Here is an 18,820-nt window from a genome sequence, read left to right as displayed (position 1 = left end):
CATGACGCTCGTCAAGGAAGCGCCCGCGCGCCCGGCGAAGAAGCGGTCCGCCGCTCCTGCCGCCGGGCGGCGCGGGCGGCGCCGCGAGAACCTCGCCGGCTATCTCTTCATGTCGCCGTGGATCGCGGGTTTCCTGCTGCTCACGGCGGGGCCGATGATCGCGTCGCTCTACTACGCGTTCACCAGCTACAACCTGTTCACGCCGCCCCGGTGGGTGGGGCTGGACAACTTCACGACGATGTTCCAGGACCCGCGCTGGCAGAAGTCGGTCGAGGTCACGCTGAAGTACGTCGTCGTGGCGACACCGCTGAAGCTGCTCCTCGCGCTCGGCGTGGCGCTGCTGCTCGCGCAGAGGCGGCGCGGACAGGCCCTGTACCGGGCCGCGTTCTACATGCCCTCGCTCATCGGCGCGAGCGTCTCCGTGGGCTTCGTGTGGCGGGCGCTGTTCTCCGACGACGCCGTCGTGGACCGTACGCAGAAGATCTTCGGGCTCGATGTCGGCGGCTGGATCGGCAACCCGGACTATGTCCTGTACTCCCTGGTGGCGCTGAGCATCTGGCAGTTCGGTGCCCCGATGGTCATCTTCCTCGCGGGGCTCAAGCAGGTGCCGCAGGAGCTGTACGAGGCCGCCGAGATGGACGGCGCCGGCCCCTTGCGGCGGTTCTGGAACATCACCCTGCCGATGATTTCCCCGGTGCTGTTCTTCAACGTGCTGCTGGAGTCCATCCACGCGTTCCAGGTGTTCGGCTCCGCCTATGTCGTCTCCGACACCCGGTGCGGACCGGCCGACGCCACCCTCGTCTACACCTGTTACCTGTACCAGAAGGGCTTCAAGGAGGCCCAGATGGGCTTCGCCTCCGCGATGGCCTGGACCCTGGTGGTCGCGGTGGCGCTCGTCACGGCGGTCCTGTTCTGGTCGCAGAAGAAGTGGGTGCACTACGAGGAGGCCGCCAAGTGAGCACCGCCACCCGTCCCGCCGTACGCTCCGCCGGTGAACGCCGGCGCGTCGGATCCCTCGCCTGGCACCTGGGCGCGATCCTCGTGCTCGCGGTCGTCCTCTACCCGGTGATCTGGGTGCTCGGCGCGTCGTTCAAGCCGAGCAAGGACATCATCGCCAGCCTCGACCTGCTGCCCACCGAGCCGGTCTGGGCGAACTTCTCCGGGCTCGCCGACGGCATCTCCGGCATCTCCATCACCAGCTTCTTCACCAACTCGCTGATGTACGCGGGCCTGGCCGTGGCCGGGGTGGTGCTCTCCAGCTCGCTGACGGCGTACGCCTTCGCCAAGATCCGGTTCGCCGGGCGCAACCTGCTCTTCACCCTGATGATCGGCACCCTGCTGCTGCCGTACCACGTGCTGCTCATCCCGCAGTACGTGCTGTTCCGCAACCTCGGCTACATCGACACGCTCGTGCCGCTCGTCGCGGGCAAGTTCCTGGCCACGGAGGCGTTCTTCGTCTTCCTGATGGTGCAGTTCATGCGCGGGCTGCCGCGCGAGCTGGACGAGGCGGCCAAGCTCGACGGCTGCGGGCACCTGAGGACCTACTGGTCCATCGTGCTGCCGCTGAGCCGCCCCGCCATCATCACCAGCGCCATCTTCACGTTCATCAACGCGTGGAACGACTTCATGGGGCCGTTGATCTACCTCAACACCCCTTCCAAGTACACCGTTTCGCTCGGCCTGATGATGTTCCGCGACCAGGAGGGCATCTCCAACTACGGCAGCATGATCGCGATGTCACTGGTGGCACTGGTTCCGGTCATCGCCTTCTTCATGGCCTTCCAGCGCTACTTGATCGACGGCATGGCGACCTCCGGACTGAAGGGCTGAGGAGGCCACCATGGCACTGGCACGGGTGAAGGCCCGCTCCGCGCGCAGGGAGTCCGTGTTCGGCGAGCGTTTCGCGGTCTTCGCCGAATGCCTGCTCACCGGGACATGGATCGCCGTGGCCTGTCTCGGGGTCGTCACCTACCCCGCGGCCTTTGCCGCCGGCGCCCGGCATCTGCGGCGCCGTACCCGCCACGAGGTCGGCGGCCTGCGGACGTTCGTCGCGGACTTCCGGGCCGCCCTGCGCGGCGGGTGGGCCGTCGGGCTCGCCGGGTGGGCGGTCGCCGTCGCGGTATGGGTGGACGTCCTGGCCGCGCGGGCCGGGATTCCCGGCGGGCCGCTCGTCGGGTCCGTCGGTGTCCTCGCGCTGATCGGGCTCGCCGTGGCCCTGCTGCGGGCGGCGGCCGTCTGGACCCCGGGCCGTCCCTGGCGGGCGCTGCTCGCGTCGGCCGGGCGGCGGACCGTGCTCGATCCCGCCGGGTCCTTCCTGGTCGTCTGCGGGCTGGCCGTCGTCGCCCTGTCCGCCTGGATCGTCGCTCCGCTGGCGGTCCCCGTCCTCGGAGCCGTCGCGGCGGCGGCCGTCGCCGTCGAGGAGCGGTACCGGCGCCGCTGACGGCCGCGCCCCCGCAGCAGGCCGGCGCCCCGGGCGCCGCGTCTCTTTCTGTCATGCCCCTGACCATGCCCCTGACCACCCCCGCACCCGCACGGAAAGGAAAGGCTGCATCCCATGTCTCCCATCCCCCGCAGGTCCCTCCTCAAGGCGGCGGCCGTCGCCGGAGCCGCCGCCCAGTTCAGCTGGGCGCTGGGCGCCAAGGACGCCCAGGCCGAGCCGAGAGCCGCCGCGGCCGACGCCGATCCCGTGACCCTGGACTGGCTGGAGGACGGCGGCCTCGGCGCCGCCCCCGGTTCCACGCTCGGTGTGCCCTGGCCCATGGGCACCTTCCAGGAGGACCAGACCTTCGCGCTGACGGACGCCGACGGCAAGGACGTCCCCGTACAGTCCTGGCCGCTCGCCTACTGGCCGGACGGATCGCTGAAATGGACGGCCCACGCCGTCGGTTCGGGCTCCGGCAAGCTCACCCTCGCGCCCGGTGCCCCGGCCGCCCCCGCGAAGAAGGTCACCGTCGACAAGAGCGGCGGCACCATCGACGTGTCGACGGGTGTCATCACCGCGAGGATCGCCAAGTCGGGTGCCACGATCGTCAAGTCCGTCACCCGCGGCTCCACCGAGATCGCCAAGAACGGCAGGCTGGTCCTGATCCGGCAGCCCGAGATCGAGGACGAGGACCAGGGCACCGTCAGGACCGAGCGCTTCGAGGGCGCCATCGACGCCGTCACCGTCGAGCAGACCGGCCCGGTCCGCGCGGTCGTCCGTATCGACGGCAGACACCGCAAGGGCAGCCGCAGCTGGCTCCCGTTCTCCCTCCGCCTGTACTTCTACGCGGGCGCCGACTCCTTCCGCATGGTGCACACCATCACCTACGACGGGAAGCAGGAGCCCGGTAAGGCGAGCGGCGACTTCATCCGCGGGCTGGGCGTCCGCTTCACCGTCCCGATGCGCGACGAGTCCTACGACCGCCACATCCGCATCGGCGGCGAGGGCACCGGTCTGCTCCGCGAGGCGGTCAAGGGCATCACCGGTCTGCGCCGCGACCCCGGCGCGGCGGTGCAGGCCGCCCAGTACGCGGGCCAGAAGCTCCCCGACCCCGCCACCTGGGACCAGCGGGTCACCACCCGCCTCCAGTACATCCCCGAATGGGGCGACTACACCCTCTCCCAGCTCTCGGCGGACGGCTTCGCGCTCCGCAAGCGCACCAAGAAGGGCTACGGCTGGATCGGCGCCGGCGGCGGCAAGCGGGCCTCCGGCTTCGGTTACGTCGGCGGCGCGAGCGGCGGATTCTCCTTCGGCCTCAGGGACTTCTGGGAGAAGCACCCCGCCCAGCTCGACATCCGCGACGCGCACACCGACGAGGCCGAGGTCACCCTCTGGCTCTGGTCACCCGAGGCTCAGCCCATGGACCTGCGCTTCTACCACGACGGCATGGGCCAGGACACCTTCCCCGAGCAGCTCGAGGGCCTCAACATCACCTACGAGGACTACGAGCCCGGCTTCGGCACCCCCTACGGCATCGCCCGTACCTCCGAACTCCTCTTCTGGGCCAACGAGTCGACGCCCACCCCGGAGAAGCTCGCCGAACAGGTCGAGGCCGTGCGGGTGCTGCCCCAGCTCGCCGCGCCGCCCCAGCAGCTCATCAAGGCCAAGGTGTTCGGCCCCGGCCTGTACGCCGAGCCGGACCGCTCGACGCCCGCCAAGGCGAAGATCGAGGACCACCTCGACTTTCTCTTCACCTACTACAAGGACCAGGTGGAGCAGCGCCGTTGGTACGGCTTCTGGGACTACGGCGACATCATGCACACCTACGACACCGTCAGGCACCAGTGGCGGTACGACATCGGCGGCTACGCCTGGGACAACTCCGAGCTGTCGCCCGACCTCTGGCTCTGGTTCGCCTACCTGCGCAGCGGACGGGCCGACATCTTCCGCTTCGCCGAGGCGATGACCCGGCACACCGGTGAGGTCGACGTCTACCACCTCGGTCAGTGGGCGGGCCTGGGCACCCGCCACGGCGTGCAGCACTACGCCGACAGCGCCAAACAGCAGCGCATCGCCAACACCACCTACCGCCGCTACTACTACTTCCTCACCGCCGACGAACGCGTCGGCGACCTCATGCACGCCAACGTCGACTCCGACGAGACGTTCCTCGCCCTGGACCCGCTGCGCAAGATCCGCACCGAGCCGTACACGCCCGACCGGCACGCCCTGTCGATCGGCTTCGGCACCGACTGGAGCGGCCTGGTGTCCGCGTGGCTGACCGAGTGGGAACGCAAGGGCCCGAAGTGGGAGAAGGCGAAGGCCCGCGTCCTGTCCACCATGGAGACCATCGGCGCCCAGCCCAACGGGTTCGTGCAGGGCAGCGGCCTGTACGACCTCGACACCGGGAAGTTCGCGGTGGCCACCACCCCGGTCGTCGGCGTCTCGCACCTGTCCGCCGTCTTCGGCCTCAACGAACTGTGCGCCGAACTCATCCACCTCGTCGACGTCCCGAAGTTCAAGGAGGCGTACCTCGACTACTGCCGCTACTTCAACGCCACGAAGGCGGAACAGGCGGCGCGCTACGGCAGCAACTTCGGCACCCTGCTGCTCTTCCAGGGCCACTCGCGCCTCGACGCGTACGCCGCCGTCCAGACCGGGGACGAGACGCTCGCGAAGCGGGCGTGGACGAAGTTCTACAACTCCGACGGCTACCTGGAGTCCGCGCCGTGGAAGACGGAGCCGTTGAGCGGCCCCGCCACCCTGGTCGCGGGCAGCGAGGCCGCCTGGGTGTCCACCAACGACACCGCCCTCTACGGCCTCGCCGCCATCGAGAACCTGGCCCTGCTCGGCGACAAGATGCCGTAGCGCGCGGCTAGTTCATCCTCCCGAGGACCTCCCGCACCCGCCGGACATCGCGCAGCCGCTGCTCGTACGTCGCACCGAGTGCGAGCAGCAGCAGCCCGGCGAGGGCGGGAGGCACCCAGCGCGGGAGCGCGTCGGTCACCTGGACCAGATACGGGGCCAGCTCGTGCAGCGTGACCAGGGTGAGCACCGAGCCGCCCAGCACCAGCGGCGCCCGCAGCCGGTGCCGGGCGCCCAGCAGGGTGAGCAGCAGCGCGGCCGCGCCCAGCAGCAGCGGACGGGTCCACTCCGGGTCGCTCCAGGCCGCGGCGAGGCTCGGCAGGAGCGTCACGGCGAGACCGGGACCGTACGCCGTCCAGGACGACGCGGCCGGGTCGCTGCGCCTGCGCAGGGCTCCGACGAACAGCGCCGGGACCGTGACCGGCAGCGTGTAGGCCTCGGGGAGCCCCACCCGCCAGGCCGCCAGCCGGACCCACGCGGCCAGCACGAAGAGCGCGACGGCCGCGTAACCGAGGTCACGGCGGTCCGGACGCACCGCCGTGCCGGCCACGATCACCCCGCACAGGGACAGCACGAGGGCCAGCAGGGGCGGGTCGGTCACCGCGAGAGCGATGGCGACGAGCCCGGCGAAGGCCCCCGTGACCTCGACCGTCACCGTCGTCACGGAGTCGTCCAGCCGCGCCGCGAGCAGGGCGGCTGTCACCGGGACGACGAGCACCAGCAGCGCGGCGGTCTCCGGCCGCCAGCCGGCGGACGCGCCCACGGCGCAGGCCAGGGCCGTGGCCCAGCCCAGCGCGGCCGCCGCGGCCACCGGCGCCTGTCGGCCGCGCCACGCGGCCACCGCGAACACGACGGTCAGCGCCGCGAGAACGGTGAGGGTCGCCGACTCGGCGGCCAGGGACGAGAAGGCGAGGACGAGGGAGGTCAGCACGGCGAGCCCGGTGGCCGTCCGTGCCGTCGCCCCCCGCAGCGCGGGCGTCAGCAGCGCCGGCACGGTGAGCCCCTGGAGCAGCAGACCGACGGCGTAGGGGAGTTCCAGCGCCGTGGGGGTGACGAGCACGCCGGCCCAGGTCAGCGTCAGCGCGGCGGTCAGCGCCCGCGGGCGCCACTCCTGGTCGCGGACGAGCACGGCCAGCACCACGGCGACCGCGACGAAGACCAGCGGCACCGTGACGGCGTACGGCGGCCAGAAGGCGTCGGCCGTCACCGCGGCCCGGGCGTCGGCCGGGGCCCCGGACCAGGGGTGGCGCAGCCACGCCGCCGGCCCCAGCAGCGTGACGCCCACGGCCGGCACCGACCACAGCACCGCGCCCGCCTGGACCACACCGGACGCCAGGGCGACCCCCCGTCGCACCGCCACCGGACCCCGCGCGGCGGCCGACAGAGCGATCCCGCAGGCCAGCCAGGCCGGTACCACCCAGTCACCGGGCACCGACACCCGCAGAACGCCACCCACTCCGATCACCGCGCACAGGGCACCGGTCGCCGCCGTCGCGGTGGCCATCCCCGACGCGAGCCCCGCCCGGGGCGCGGACCGGGCCACCCCGAGGGCGATCGCCGCCGCCAGGAGGAGGAGCGCCGCCGCACGGGCGGCGGCGCTCGGACCGGTCGCTCCCAGACAGAGCAGCCCGGCCGCCAGGACCCCCGAGCCGCCCGTGCCGAAGGCGCACACCGCGGCGACCGGACGGAGCGGCCGCGTGGACACCCGGAGCGCGGCCACCGCGTCGAGCGCCGCCGTCAGCAGCAGCGCGGCCGTGACCGCGAGCGGCCCGCCGCCGAACGCGACCGTCCAGAGGAGCAGGGGGAGTTGGGCGACCACCAGCGCCGCGGGGTGCGGCAGGCGCAGCGCGGCCGGGCCCGGCAGTGCGGCGAGCGCGGTGCCGTACGCCGCCCAGAGCGCCGCCAGGGCCGTCGACGCCGCCGCCGCGTACGTCGTGCCGTCCGCCCCCGTGAAGACGACCTCGCGCAGGGCGTGGGCGTCCAGCACCGTCAGCGCGAGGCCGAGGCCCGCCACCGACTCGGCGGTCGAGCGCAGCCCCCGCCGCAGCAGTGCCACGGGCGCGCCGAGCACCGCCAGCGTGACCGCGCCCAGTACCAGGGAACGGCCGGTGATCCCCAGGTGTCCCCAGCTGACCAGTGTGAACACCATCGCCGCGATGGTGAGCAGGACACCGCCGAGCAACAGGAGCACGTTCTGCACGCCCGGGGCGGTGGCCTCGGGGCGGGGAGAAGGGCCGGAGTGCTGTGGCCGGTCCGGCCACACCGGCGGAGCCGCCGGGGCCACCGGGGCCGCCTGCTGGAGCACGGTGATCAGCCAGGCGCGGCGGGCCAGCAACTGGGCCCGTCGGGCGTCCAGTTGCCGTAGTTCGCCGTCGAGGAAGCGCAGTTCCTCGGCCGGGGGCGGAAAGTACGTCATGGTCGGAGTGTGGTCCGCGTCACGCCCCCCGGGCATGAGCGCGCATACTCAGAACGTACTCAAATGCCGTCGGGCCCTCCCTCACGCGGGCACACTCGGTCCATGGACTGGACCCGGTACCGCTTCCGCAGCCTGTGGGCCCTGCCCGCGCCGCCCGCCCGCGTGTACGACGCGCTGGAGCGGGCCGAGGACTACCCGCGCTGGTGGCGCCAGGTCCGCGAGGTGAACCAGGTCGACGACGCGACCGGCGTCATCCGCGTCCGGTCCTTCCTCCCGTACGACCTGACCTTCACCGCGCGTGAGGTGCGGCGCGACGCGGCCGCCGGGGTCCTGGAGATCGCGATGACGGGCGACATCGACGGCTGGGCGCGCTGGACGGTCACCGCCGACGGATCCGGCTCCCTCGCCCGCTACGACCAGGTCGTCCGCGTCGACAAGCCGCTGCTGCGGCGGTTGGCCGTCCCCGGCCGGCCGGTGTTCCGGCTCAACCACCGGCTGATGATGCGGGCCGGACGGCGCGGCCTTGCCGCGTACCTGGAAGCGGTTTGAACGAAGCCCGCGAAGACCTGTATTGTTCGGTGCGTTCCCGGGCGATTAGCTCAGTGGGAGAGCGCTTCGTTCACACCGAAGAGGTCACTGGTTCGAACCCAGTATCGCCCACCGGGAAAGGCCGGTCCGCACCACGCGGACCGGCTTTTTCGTGCGTCCGGCGCTCAGACGTCGAGGCGTTCCGGCGCACGGACGCGTCAGCGCTCAGATGCCCAGACGCCCCGGCCTAGGCCGCCGCCGGCAGCTCCGGGCGCAGGGGCCAGGAGGTGTCGACCGTCTCCGGCGTGCCGCTGCGCGCGAACCACGCCTGGAGTCCGCGTGCCTGAGCCGCGTGCCAGGTCGTCTGGAGCGCGTGCAGTTCGGCGGGGGACAGGCGTTCCAGCCGGGCCGCGAACCGACGGCCCAGCGCCCGGACGACCTCCAGCGCGGCCAGCGCGTCCGCCGCCGCGTCGTGCGCGTCGGCCAGCGTCACGCCGTAGTGCGCGCACAGGTCGGTGAGGGTGCGCCGGCCCTTGCGGTAGCGGTCCAGATGCTTGTCGAGGACCCGCGGGTCCAGCACCCGCAGCGGTGCCGCGTCCACCCAGTTGCCCAGCGCGGAGGCGCGGTGCCTGCGCAGCTCACGGTCGAGCAGCGTCAGGTCGAACGGTGCGTTCATCACCACCAACGGGCGCCCGGCGGCGGCCTGTTCGGCCAGCAGCTCGGCTATCTCGAACATCACCGGTGACGGCCAGCGGCCGTTGCGCTGGAGGTGTTCGTCCGTCAGTCCGTGCACCTGCGTCGCCCCGGCCGGCACCGGCACGCCCGGGTTCACCAGCCAGCGGCTCACCCTGGGCCGGACCCCCGGCGCGTCCTGGACGACTAGGGCGGCCGACACGATCCGGTCGGTCTCCACGTCGACGCCCGTCGTCTCCGTGTCAAAGGCGGCCAGAGGCCCCTCGTACCAGTACGTCATACCCACACAACCCCTCGTTCACCCACGGCAGCTGACGCCCCGTCTTCTGCCTGTTTGGTGATACCCGGGCTGTTTGCGCCGTACGCCGGAAGGACACAACACGAGTACGGGTCATCGCAGTTCAGCGGCTCGTCACGGGGACTGGCTTTGCGTGGAAGGCTGTTGGTCATGGCGATAGCGCAGCCCGAGCGGGGCGGGCTGCTGCCCGAACGCGAGGGCCTTCATCGCGGCACGCTCGCCACCACCGCCTGCATGGAGACACTCCAGGTGGGCTATCTGCACGCCGTCGCGGCGGCGGCGGGCTGCTCGCTGTCCCAGCCGTTCCCGGACAACGGCATCGACTGGCACGTCAGCCACAGCGCGCCCGGGCACACCGTCGACGACGAGGTGACCATCAAGGTGCAGCTCAAGGCGACCTACCAGATCCGGCCCCACCCGCCGGGCCGCTTCTTCTCCTTCACGCTCGACAACGACCACCTGCGCAAGCTCGCCCGCACCCCGGTGTCGGTGCACAAGATCCTCGTCGTGATGCTCGTCCCGCGGTCCCAGGACGAGTGGCTGCGGGCCGGCCACGACTGCCTCGAACTGCGGCACTGCTGCTACTGGGTCAATCTCGCCGGCCATCCGATCACCGGCCGGACCCGGACCACCGTGCGGATACCGACCACACGCATCTTCGACGACCGGGCGCTGTGCGAGATCATGACGCGGGCCGGGACGGGAGGCAGACCATGACCCACCGCCCCCTCGACGAACCGCTGCGGCCCGTCCGGCCGCACCCCGAGGCGCTCTGGAACCGGTCGCCCGAGCCCGGCGAGGTCGACCCGGCCGTCCTCGGCGCCCTGCTGCGCCGGCACGGCTGGCAGCGGCGCGGCGGAGCGGCCGGCCGCTACGGCCGCTGGACCCCGCCCGGGCCCGGCGGCGGCGGGACCAGCCTGCTCGTGCCGGAGAGCCGCGCCTTTCCCGACAGCGACGACCTGCTCGGCGAGGCGCTGCTCGCGCTGGCCCGCAGCGGTATGCCCGCCGCGCGTGAGGTGCTGGTCGGGCTGGCCGTCCCGAGCGACGAGATCCGCTGGTGGCGGGACACGCCCGCCGGGCCCGCCGGCGCCGCGTCCTGGCCCGTCGAGGAACAGCTGCGGGCCGCCGCCCGGCAGATGCTGCTGGCCGGAGCGCTCGCCACGCGCGCGCGTGCCGGCTACTACGGCGCCCGGCACCGCCGCGCGGCCTTCGCGGCGCTGGAGAGCGTCCTCGTCGGCTCCGCGGCCGGTGGGCGCCGGCTGACGGCCTTCGTCCCCGTGACCGGCGCCCGCCCCCTCGCCGTGCGCCTCCACCAGGCCCTGTACGCGGTGCGTGAGGCCATCGACTACCAGCGGGCCACCGGAGGCATGGACGCCTTCGACGGCGCCGTGGAGGCCGGTGCCAGCCGCGAGCTCACCGAGGCGTTGATCAACCTCGTCCGGGGCACCGAGGGCGCCCGGATCGCCGTCGAGTGGGCGCCGGCCGCGGGAGTCCCCGAGACGTGTGCCGCGGGCGGTGAGCCGGTCGAGTTCTCGCCCGGCGACCTGTCGGTGCTGCGCGAGGCGGGCGCCCGCTATCTGCGCGCCGAACCCTCCGTGCCCGTGCGGATCACCGGCACGGTCGTCCGGATGCGCAGGTCGGGGCCGCGCGGCGAGGGCGGCGTACGGCTGCGCGTGCTGGCCGGCGCCGAGGTCCCGCACGTACGGCTCACCCTCGACGAGGAGGACTACCGCATCGCCGGGCAGGCCCACCTGGTCGGGCTGCCGGTGCGGGTGCAGGGCCGGCTGGAGAGCAGGGGCGGGTTCCGCAGGCTCTCCGGGGCCTGCGGGGTGGTCCCCGTGCAGGTCGACGAGGAGGAGCGGGACCGGCTGATGAAGTCGCTCCAGGAGAATCTGGACTACTTCGAGGAAGCCTGCGGAGGGGAACAGCTGGGGGACTGATTTCGCGGTCGGCGGGTGCGGGTCGGTACGATCGCCTCTTGCGCGCGCCCGGCGTATGGCGCCGCACCCACCTTCAGTCAGGAGATACCGGTGTCAGACGTCCGTGTGATCATCCATCGCGATTCCGAGCGGGAAGAGCGCACGGTGACGACGGGCACCACGGCCGCCGAGCTCTTCGCCGGTGAGCGCTCGATCGTCGCCGCGCGCGTGGCCGGCGAGCTCAGGGACCTGTCGTACGTGCTCACCGACGGCGAGGAGGTCGAGGCCGTCGAGATCTCCTCCCCGGACGGCCTGAACATCCTGCGCCACTCCACCGCGCACGTCATGGCGCAGGCCGTGCAGGAGCTCTTCCCCGAGGCCAAGCTGGGCATCGGCCCGCCGGTCAAGGACGGCTTCTACTACGACTTCGACGTCGAGAAGCCGTTCACGCCCGAGGACCTCAAGGCCGTCGAGAAGAAGATGCAGGAGATCCAGAAGCGGGGGCAGAGGTTCTCCCGTCGCGTGGTCACCGACGAGGCCGCCCGCGAGGAGCTCGCCGACGAGCCGTACAAGCTCGAGCTCATCGGCATCAAGGGCTCGGCCTCCACCGACGACGGCGCGGACGTCGAGGTCGGCGGCGGCGAGCTGACGATCTACGACAACCTGGACGCCAAGACCGGTGACCTGTGCTGGAAGGACCTCTGCCGCGGTCCCCACCTGCCCACCACCCGCAACATCCCGGCGTTCAAGCTGATGCGCAACGCGGCCGCCTACTGGCGCGGCAGCGAGAAGAACCCCATGCTCCAGCGCATCTACGGCACCGCCTGGCCCTCCAAGGAGGAGCTGAAGGCCCACCTCGACTTCCTCGCCGAGGCCGAGAAGCGCGACCACCGCAAGCTGGGCAGCGAGCTGGACCTCTTCTCCATCCCGGAGCAGATCGGCTCCGGCCTCGCCGTCTTCCACCCCAAGGGCGGCATCATCCGCCGGGTCATGGAGGACTACTCGCGCCGCCGCCACGAGGAGGAGGGCTACGAGTTCGTCTACACCCCGCACGCGACGAAGGGGAAGCTCTTCGAGACCTCGGGCCACCTGGACTGGTACGCCGACGGCATGTACCCGCCCATGCAGCTCGACGAGGGCGTGGACTACTACCTCAAGCCCATGAACTGCCCGATGCACAACCTGATCTTCGACGCGCGCGGCCGCTCCTACCGTGAGCTGCCGCTGCGCCTCTTCGAGTTCGGGACCGTGTACCGGTACGAGAAGTCGGGCGTGGTGCACGGACTGACCCGCGCGCGCGGCTTCACCCAGGACGACGCGCACATCTACTGCACCCGCGAGCAGATGTCGGAGGAGCTCGACAAGACGCTCACCTTCGTCCTCGGCCTGCTGCGCGACTACGGTCTGAACGACTTCTACCTGGAGCTTTCCACCAAGGACCCGGAGAAGTTCGTCGGCTCCGACGAGGTCTGGGAGGAGGCGACCGATACGCTGCGCGAGGTCGCCGAGAAGCAGGGCCTCCCGCTCGTGCCCGACCCGGGCGGCGCCGCCTTCTACGGCCCCAAGATCTCCGTCCAGACGAAGGACGCCATCGGCCGCACCTGGCAGATGTCGACCATCCAGCTCGACTTCAACCTGCCGGAGCGCTTCGACCTGGAGTACACCGGGCCGGACGGCGCCAAGCAGCGCCCGGTGATGATCCACCGTGCCCTGTTCGGCTCGATCGAGCGGTTCTTCGCGGTGCTCCTGGAGCACTACGCGGGCGCGTTCCCGGCGTGGCTGGCCCCGGTCCAGGCGATCGGCATCCCGATCGGTGACGGACACGTGGAGTACCTGGAGAAGTTCGCCGCGGCCGCGAAGAAGCAGGGCCTGCGGGTCGAGGTGGACTCGTCCTCCGACCGGATGCAGAAGAAGATCCGCAACGCCCAGAAGCAGAAGGTGCCCTTCATGGTCATCGCGGGCGACGAGGACATGGCGGGCGGTTCGGTCTCCTTCCGCTACCGCGACGGCTCGCAGGAGAACGGCATCCCGTTCGACGAGGCCATCGCGAAGATCGCGAAGGTCGTCGAGGAGCGGACGCAGGTCTGATCCTGTCGTGCGCGGGCCCTCGGGGAGATCACTCTCCCGAGGGCCCTTCGCCGTTCCGGGGGCCCGGCGGCCCCTGCGGGTCCTCGGTGTCGCCCTCCCGGGCGAACACCTGGATCAGCCAGGACGAGAACGACCCGGTGACCGCGCCCAGCAGGGCCAGTCCGCCCGCCATCATGCCGACCGCGATCAGGCGGCCCCACGGGGTGACGGGCGTGATGTCCCCGTAGCCGACGGTGGTGAGCGTCTCGCAGGTCCACCACAGGGCGTCGCCGAAGGTCTTCATGTTCGCGCCCGGGGCGCCGCGCTCCTGGGAGTACACGGCGAGCGCCCCGGCGAAGCCCAGCAGCGCCGCCGACAGCCCGGCGTAGGTGATCACACGCGCGTGCAACGAGAACCGGGGTTCGCCGTGCCGGCGCTGCACGGCCTCGTAGAGCTTGACGATGCGCAGCGGGCGCAGCAGGGGGAGCAGGACGACCAGACCGTCCAGCCAGTGCGTGCGCGGGAAGCGCAGCCGCTGTCCGCTGAGCCGCCAGCGCACCGCGTAGTCCGAGGCGAACATCACCCACGCGATCAGCATCACGGCCAGGCAGAAGTCCCGCCAGCCGTCCGCGATCTGCTGGGCGAGAACGTGGATGGCGTACCCGATGAGGAAGGCCAGGGAAGCGAACGCGAGGGGGACCTCGGTGCTCTGCTCCCAGCGGGCCAGACGGCTGTCTGCGTCCATCGGCCCAGCTTGGACCGGGTCGCTGTTCGCCCAACCCCTGCGACACGCCGCGAACGGGCGAAGCAATATGCTGCCTTGCATGACGAGTGAGCCGGAGCAGCAGATCGGAGTGGGTACGCAGGACGCGTTCCAGCGTCTGTGGACCCCCCATCGGATGGCCTACATCCAGGGTGAGAACAAGCCGACCGGCCCGGGTGCCGACGACGGCTGTCCCTTCTGCTCGATCCCGGCCAAGTCCGACGAGGACGGGCTGGTCGTCCGGCGCGGTGAGCACGTGTACGCGGTGCTGAACCTGTACCCCTACAACGGCGGCCATCTGATGACCGTCCCCTACCGGCACGTCGCCGACTACACGGACCTGACGGTGCCGGAGACCGCCGAGCTAGCCGAGCTGACGAAGCAGGCGATGACGGCGCTGCGCACCGCGTCCGGCGCGCACGGCTTCAACATCGGTATGAACCAGGGGACCGTCGCGGGCGCCGGTATCGCCGCCCATCTGCACCAGCACATCGTGCCCCGCTGGGGCGGGGACACGAACTTCATGCCGGTGGTCGGCCACACGCGCGTACTGCCGCAGCTCCTGGCGGACACCAGGAAGATGCTGGCGGAATCCTGGCCGACGGCCTGACGCAGGCGCCCGACGCGGGCGACCGCCCGCGGACGGGCCGACGCGGCGGGCCGCCTACGCGTCGTACGAGTCGGCCTTGCGCGGTGACACGTCCTGGACCGCACCGCTGAGGGCCGACGAGCGCGAGCTGAACTTGTCGATGTCCACGTCGTGCTCCTTGAGCACCCTGATCGCGGCCGAGTGCACCACGCGCAGCACCGGCGTGGCCGCGCGCAGCGCGTCGTCGGCCATGAACCGGTGCCGCCAGGGCTGGTCGGCCCAGGCGTGCCGCAGGCCGAAGGGCTCGGGCAGGCCGATGGAGCCGCCGAGCCACTTCAGCAGCGGCGGGTACCAGCTGATCGTGGCCCGCGCGGCCAGCCGGACCACCTCGTCGGCGGTGACCAGCGGGAGCTTGACCGTCCGGGTCTCCCAGAAGCGGACGCTCTTGGCGACCTCCTTGGTGGGGGCCTCGGACTTCGTCGTGAACAGGCCGTTGACCGGCCCCAGGGCGTGCCCGGTGACCTCGATGCGCAGCGTCTCGTGCAGCACCGTCACCGTGATCAGCATGGTGATGATCAACTGGCCGTCCCAGAGCGGCCACTGCACGCCCAGGTAGTGCCGGTCGCCGCCACCGAACTGCTGGTTGTTGCAGATGTCCTCTATCGCCTTCGGCTTGACCTGGTAGGCCTCGACATCGGTGCCCTCCGGCCGGGCGACCGCCTTGGCGTTCTCACCGACCGGGGTGACGATCCAGTGCCGGACCGTGGGCGGCGGGAAGCCGCCGGTCTTCAGGCTCTGCCGGGGCAGCAGGTTCAGCTGGTCGTGGATGGCCCGGACGACCGTCCAGCTGCGGAACTCGTGTACGCCCTTGACGGGGTCGAGCGGTGTCAGCTCCTCGGCGAGGTGCCACGCGCCCCAGCGCGTGCCCATGCCGAGTATCCCCTTGGGGCCGGCGTAGAAGACCGAGTTGGACTGCTGCTCGGCGCTGAGCCGGGCCAGGGACTGACGCAACTGCTCGGCGGCCGTCTGGTTCGGGCTGGTCGGCACGGCCTCGGGGACCTTGGCGCCGACGCTGCTGCCGGACAGCAGGCTGTCCCAGCGCCCGCGCAGGTCCGTCGCCGTGCCCTCGCAGATCCGTTTGGCCAGGAACCAGCCGGCCACGGGCGCCACGACGCACCCGCGCGCGTACCAGCCCACGATGCCGCCGAACGGCATCTTGACCAGGAAGAGCACGGCCAGGGCGCCCACCGCGACGAGCAGGCCGGTGCCGATACCGGAGACCCGCTTGTTGTCCAGCTTCCCCATGGTCGCCCGCAACTGGAAGACCAGCAGCCACACCAGCAGCCCGGGCAGGAAGAGCACACCGCACAGCAGCATCACGCCGGTGAGCTTCTGGTCGCGCTCGCGGCGGATGCGGTTGGCCGCGAGGCAGTGCTCCACGACGGCCTGCGGCTCACTGCCGAAGGACTGGATGAGCGGCTTGCGGCCGACGCCCAGCATGCGGTCGATCACCGCCTGGGAGAACGCCTCGCCGAGGTTGGGCCGGAAGATCCTGGCCCAGCTGCGGCCGGGATTGACCGCGGTCTGGTGCCACTCGTTGTCGGCCTTCTTGATGTCCTCGACCGGGTTGTCCCGGTAGGCCGCCGAGGCCAGGGCGAAGGTCGGGGTCTGCCCGCCGTCCCCCGTCTGCGGCACCTGTGGTCCGAAGATGTCCGCGTAACCGCTGCCAACGGTCATTCCCGCCCCCGATCGCCGCTCCCGCTTCTGCGGCTTTCCCGACTTCCGTACTTCGCACACCTGTTGATCAGGTCATCAGCGTATCCGCAGGCGGTGACATCCGTCGGCGGACGGCCGAAGCCGCCCGCCGAATCGGAGGGAAATCCTCCACAACGGTGTCCCACCGGCCACTTGGGAACCGGTGGGCGTCAACCGTCAGCCGCTCTGCGCCTGTTGGCGGACCTTCTCGGCCACCTGCGCCGGCATCGGCTCGTGCCGGGCGTACGCGCGCTGGAAGCGCGCCGTGCCGTGGGACAGGGAGCGCAGATCGACCGCGTACCGGCCGATCTCGATCTCGGGCACCTCGGCCCTGACGAGGGTGCGCCCGCCACCGGTCTGCTCGGTGCCCAGCACCCGCCCGCGCCGCCCCGACAGATCGCTCATCACGGCGCCCACGTACGCGTCGCCGACCAGGACCGTCACCTCCGCCACCGGCTCCAGCAGATGGATCCGGGCCTCGGCCGCCGCCTCCCGCAGCGCCAGCGCGCCGGCCGTCTGGAACGCGGCGTCGGAGGAGTCCACCGAGTGCGCCTTGCCGTCGAGCAGGGTGACCCGGATGTCGACCAGCGGATGTCCGGCCTCCACCCCCTTCGCGGCCTGCGCCCGTACGCCCTTCTCCACCGACGGGATGAACTGGCGCGGCACCGCGCCGCCGACGACCTTGTCCACGAACTCGATGCCCGCGCCGCCCGGCAGCGGCTCCACCTCGATCTCGCAGATGGCGTACTGGCCGTGTCCGCCGGACTGCTTGACGTGCCGCCCGCGTCCACCGGACTTCGCCGCGAACGTCTCCCGGAGGGGGACCTTGTGCGGGACGACGTCGACCTGGACGCCGTAGCGCGAGCGCAGCCGCTCCAGGGCCACGTCCGAGTGGGCCTCGCCCAGGCACCACAGGACCACCTGGTGGGTCTGCTGGTTCTGCTCCAGGCGCATCGTCGGGTCCTCGGCGACCAGCCGGCCCAGTCCCTGCGAGAGCTTGTCCTCGTCGGCCTTGCTGTGCGCCTGGATGGCGAGCGGCAGCAGCGGGTCGGGCATCTGCCAGGGCTCCATCAGAAGCGGGTCGCCCTTGGCGGACAGGGTGTCGCCGGTCTCCGCGCGGCCGAGTTTCGCCACGCACGCGAGGTCGCCCGCGATGCAGTGCGTCAGGTTCCGCTGCTGTTTGCCGAACGGCGCGGACAGGGCGCCGATCCGCTCGTCGACGTCGTGGTCCTCGTGGCCGCGGTCGGCGAGGCCGTGCCCCGAGACATGGACGGTCTCGTCGGGACGCAGGGTGCCGGAGAAGACCCGTACCAGCGACACCCGGCCCACGTAGGGGTCGGACGAGGTCTTCACCACCTCCGCGACCAGGGGACCGTCCGGATCGCACGAGGCCACCTCGCGCGGCTCGCCGTCGATGGTCGTCACGCGGGGCGCCGGGCGTTCCAGGGGCGTCGGGAAGCCCCGGGTGACCAGTTCCAGCAGTTCCACCGTGCCGAGGCCCTGCCGGGCGCCCTCGGCGGCCGGGGCGGCCGCGAGGACGGGGAAGAACGTGCCGCGCGCGACGGCCCGCTCCAGGTCCTCGATCAGCGTCTTGACGTCGATCTGCTCACCGGCGAGATAGCGGTCCATGAGGGTCTCGTCCTCGCTCTCGGCGATGATCCCCTCGATCAGCCGGTTGCGGGCCGCCTCGATGTCCGGCAGCTGGTCCGCGCCCGGCTCGGACTCCTTGCGTTCGCCGGTGGAGTAGTCGAACAGCTTCCGGGACAGCAGCCCGGTCAGCCCGGTCACGGGCGCGTGCCCGTCGGGACCCTCGGGCCCGTGCAGCGGCACGTACAGCGGGAGGACCGCGTCCGGGTCGTCGCCGCCGAAGGCCTCCGCGCAGATCCGCGTCATCTCCTCGAAGTCCGCGCGGGCGGCCTCCAGGTGGGTCACCACGATCGCGCGGGGCATGCCGACGGCCGCGCACTCCTCCCACACCATCCGGGTCGAGCCGTCCACGCCGTCCGACGCCGAGACGACGAAGAGGGCCGCGTCCGCGGCGCGCAGACCGGCCCTGAGTTCTCCGACGAAGTCGGCGTATCCGGGGGTGTCGAGGACGTTGACCTTGATGCCGTCCCATTCCACGGGCACCAGGGAGAGCTGTACCGAGCGCTGCTGCCGGTGCTCGATCTCGTCGTAGTCCGAGACGGTGCCGCCGTCCTCCACGCGGCCCGCCCGGTTCACCGCTCCCGCCGTCAGCGCGAGAGCCTCCACCAGAGTCGTCTTGCCCGATCCGCAGTGGCCGACCAGCACCACATTCCGTACGGACGCGGGGTGGTCGGCCGCTGTAGCCCTGCCGGCGGCTCCGGGATGTGCATTCGCCTTGTCGCCCATTTTCCTTGCCTCCCGAACACGGTGAGGTCACTGGGGGCGCGGGCACCACGGCCCCGCGTGCGATGGCGGCTCCGGCGACGCCCGCGGTCCTTCGAGCTTTCCACTCCCGTCACGGCGCGTCCATACGGCGGA

General features: G+C 71.6%; 14 protein-coding genes and 1 tRNA gene. 10 read left to right on the top strand and 5 right to left on the bottom strand.

Going from position 1 to position 18,820, the window contains the following annotated elements; translation table 11 throughout:
* Position 1: 1 nt before the first annotated feature.
* The 4 genes from AOQ37_RS24010 to AOQ37_RS23995 all read left to right on the top strand — a co-directional run bounded on the left by AOQ37_RS24010 (position 2) and on the right by AOQ37_RS23995 (position 5,290).
* Positions 2 to 958: a carbohydrate ABC transporter permease gene (locus AOQ37_RS24010; protein ID WP_062646743.1), complete on the top strand. Its 957-nt coding sequence runs from the start codon at positions 2 to 4 to the stop codon at positions 956 to 958.
* Positions 955 to 1,830, top strand: a complete 876-nt coding sequence (locus AOQ37_RS24005) for a carbohydrate ABC transporter permease (protein ID WP_062646741.1) — start codon at positions 955 to 957, stop codon at positions 1,828 to 1,830. Before AOQ37_RS24010 ends, AOQ37_RS24005 begins: the two co-directional genes overlap by 4 nt.
* Positions 1,831 to 1,840: 10 nt before the next feature.
* The gene (locus tag AOQ37_RS24000; protein WP_062646739.1) at positions 1,841 to 2,440 is read left to right on the top strand and encodes a hypothetical protein; all 600 of its coding nucleotides are present in this window, start codon (positions 1,841 to 1,843) and stop codon (positions 2,438 to 2,440) included.
* Positions 2,441 to 2,554: 114 nt separating this feature from the next.
* A complete protein-coding gene (locus AOQ37_RS23995; protein ID WP_062646737.1) occupies positions 2,555 to 5,290 on the top strand; it encodes an exo-rhamnogalacturonan lyase family protein in 2,736 nt (911 codons plus the stop codon).
* A gap of 7 nt (positions 5,291 to 5,297) precedes the next feature.
* Here the strand turns inward: AOQ37_RS23995 and AOQ37_RS23990 are convergent, their stop codons facing one another.
* Positions 5,298 to 7,703: an SCO7613 C-terminal domain-containing membrane protein gene (locus AOQ37_RS23990; RefSeq protein WP_234436990.1), complete on the bottom strand. Its 2,406-nt coding sequence runs from the start codon at positions 7,701 to 7,703 to the stop codon at positions 5,298 to 5,300.
* A 102-nt stretch (positions 7,704 to 7,805) separates the two neighbouring features.
* Here AOQ37_RS23990 and AOQ37_RS23985 point away from each other — a divergent pair, with 102 nt between their 5' ends.
* Positions 7,806 to 8,252, top strand: coding sequence for an SRPBCC family protein (locus tag AOQ37_RS23985; RefSeq protein WP_062646734.1), 447 nt, complete (start codon positions 7,806 to 7,808; stop codon positions 8,250 to 8,252).
* A gap of 39 nt (positions 8,253 to 8,291) precedes the next feature.
* Positions 8,292 to 8,363 (top strand) — tRNA-Val (locus tag AOQ37_RS23980).
* A 115-nt stretch (positions 8,364 to 8,478) separates the two neighbouring features.
* Here AOQ37_RS23980 and AOQ37_RS23975 read toward each other — a convergent pair.
* Positions 8,479 to 9,204 carry a 3'-5' exonuclease gene (locus AOQ37_RS23975; RefSeq protein ID WP_062646733.1) on the bottom strand — a complete coding sequence of 242 codons (726 nt, stop codon included), beginning with the start codon at positions 9,202 to 9,204 and terminating at the stop codon, positions 8,479 to 8,481.
* Between the two features lie 168 nt (positions 9,205 to 9,372).
* Here AOQ37_RS23975 and AOQ37_RS23970 point away from each other — a divergent pair, with 168 nt between their 5' ends.
* The 3 genes from AOQ37_RS23970 (at position 9,373) to thrS (ending at position 13,229) form a co-directional block, all read left to right on the top strand.
* On the top strand, positions 9,373 to 9,939 hold the full coding sequence (locus tag AOQ37_RS23970) for a DUF4365 domain-containing protein (protein ID WP_062646731.1): 567 nt from the start codon (positions 9,373 to 9,375) through the stop codon (positions 9,937 to 9,939).
* Positions 9,936 to 11,162: a hypothetical protein gene (locus tag AOQ37_RS23965; RefSeq protein ID WP_062646729.1), complete on the top strand. Its 1,227-nt coding sequence runs from the start codon at positions 9,936 to 9,938 to the stop codon at positions 11,160 to 11,162. Before AOQ37_RS23970 ends, AOQ37_RS23965 begins: the two co-directional genes overlap by 4 nt.
* 90 nt (positions 11,163 to 11,252) lie before the next feature.
* Positions 11,253 to 13,229, top strand: coding sequence for a threonine--tRNA ligase (gene thrS / locus AOQ37_RS23960; RefSeq protein WP_062646727.1), 1,977 nt, complete (start codon positions 11,253 to 11,255; stop codon positions 13,227 to 13,229).
* A gap of 28 nt (positions 13,230 to 13,257) precedes the next feature.
* Here thrS and AOQ37_RS23955 read toward each other — a convergent pair whose 3' ends face one another.
* Complete coding sequence (locus AOQ37_RS23955; protein ID WP_062646726.1) at positions 13,258 to 13,953, bottom strand: potassium channel family protein; 696 nt, start codon at positions 13,951 to 13,953, stop codon at positions 13,258 to 13,260.
* A gap of 67 nt (positions 13,954 to 14,020) precedes the next feature.
* Here AOQ37_RS23955 and AOQ37_RS23950 point away from each other — a divergent pair, with 67 nt between their 5' ends.
* The gene (locus tag AOQ37_RS23950) at positions 14,021 to 14,581 is read left to right on the top strand and encodes an HIT family protein (RefSeq protein ID WP_062646724.1); all 561 of its coding nucleotides are present in this window, start codon (positions 14,021 to 14,023) and stop codon (positions 14,579 to 14,581) included.
* 54 nt (positions 14,582 to 14,635) lie between these two features.
* Here the strand turns inward: AOQ37_RS23950 and AOQ37_RS23945 are convergent, their stop codons facing one another.
* Positions 14,636 to 16,297 carry an AbeC-like domain-containing protein gene (locus AOQ37_RS23945; RefSeq protein WP_062646722.1) on the bottom strand — a complete coding sequence of 554 codons (1,662 nt, stop codon included), beginning with the start codon at positions 16,295 to 16,297 and terminating at the stop codon, positions 14,636 to 14,638.
* Positions 16,298 to 16,492: 195 nt separating this feature from the next.
* Positions 16,493 to 18,688: an elongation factor G-like protein EF-G2 gene (locus AOQ37_RS23940; protein ID WP_062646720.1), complete on the bottom strand. Its 2,196-nt coding sequence runs from the start codon at positions 18,686 to 18,688 to the stop codon at positions 16,493 to 16,495.
* Positions 18,689 to 18,820: the final 132 nt, after the last annotated feature.

The sequence above is a fragment of the Streptomyces maremycinicus genome, assembly GCF_001184025.1.
Taxonomy (GTDB): Bacteria; Actinomycetota; Actinomycetes; order Streptomycetales; family Streptomycetaceae; genus Streptomyces; species Streptomyces maremycinicus.
Note: the sequence above shows the minus strand (reverse complement) of the source record. Positions and strands in the feature narration are given on the sequence as shown.

Coding starts and splice junctions, on each gene's coding strand:
- AOQ37_RS24010 (WP_062646743.1), top strand. CDS start 2: ATGACGCTCGTCAAGGAAGCGCCCGCGCGCCCGGCGAAGAAGCGGTCC.
- AOQ37_RS24000 (WP_062646739.1), top strand. CDS start 1,841: ATGGCACTGGCACGGGTGAAGGCCCGCTCCGCGCGCAGGGAGTCCGTG.
- AOQ37_RS23995 (WP_062646737.1), top strand. CDS start 2,555: ATGTCTCCCATCCCCCGCAGGTCCCTCCTCAAGGCGGCGGCCGTCGCC.
- AOQ37_RS23990 (WP_234436990.1), bottom strand. CDS start 7,703: ATGACGTACTTTCCGCCCCCGGCCGAGGAACTGCGCTTCCTCGACGGC.
- AOQ37_RS23985 (WP_062646734.1), top strand. CDS start 7,806: ATGGACTGGACCCGGTACCGCTTCCGCAGCCTGTGGGCCCTGCCCGCG.
- AOQ37_RS23975 (WP_062646733.1), bottom strand. CDS start 9,204: ATGACGTACTGGTACGAGGGGCCTCTGGCCGCCTTTGACACGGAGACG.
- AOQ37_RS23970 (WP_062646731.1), top strand. CDS start 9,373: ATGGCGATAGCGCAGCCCGAGCGGGGCGGGCTGCTGCCCGAACGCGAG.
- AOQ37_RS23965 (WP_062646729.1), top strand. CDS start 9,936: ATGACCCACCGCCCCCTCGACGAACCGCTGCGGCCCGTCCGGCCGCAC.
- AOQ37_RS23955 (WP_062646726.1), bottom strand. CDS start 13,953: ATGGACGCAGACAGCCGTCTGGCCCGCTGGGAGCAGAGCACCGAGGTC.
- AOQ37_RS23950 (WP_062646724.1), top strand. CDS start 14,021: ATGCTGCCTTGCATGACGAGTGAGCCGGAGCAGCAGATCGGAGTGGGT.
- AOQ37_RS23945 (WP_062646722.1), bottom strand. CDS start 16,297: ATGACCGTTGGCAGCGGTTACGCGGACATCTTCGGACCACAGGTGCCG.
- AOQ37_RS23940 (WP_062646720.1), bottom strand. CDS start 18,688: ATGGGCGACAAGGCGAATGCACATCCCGGAGCCGCCGGCAGGGCTACA.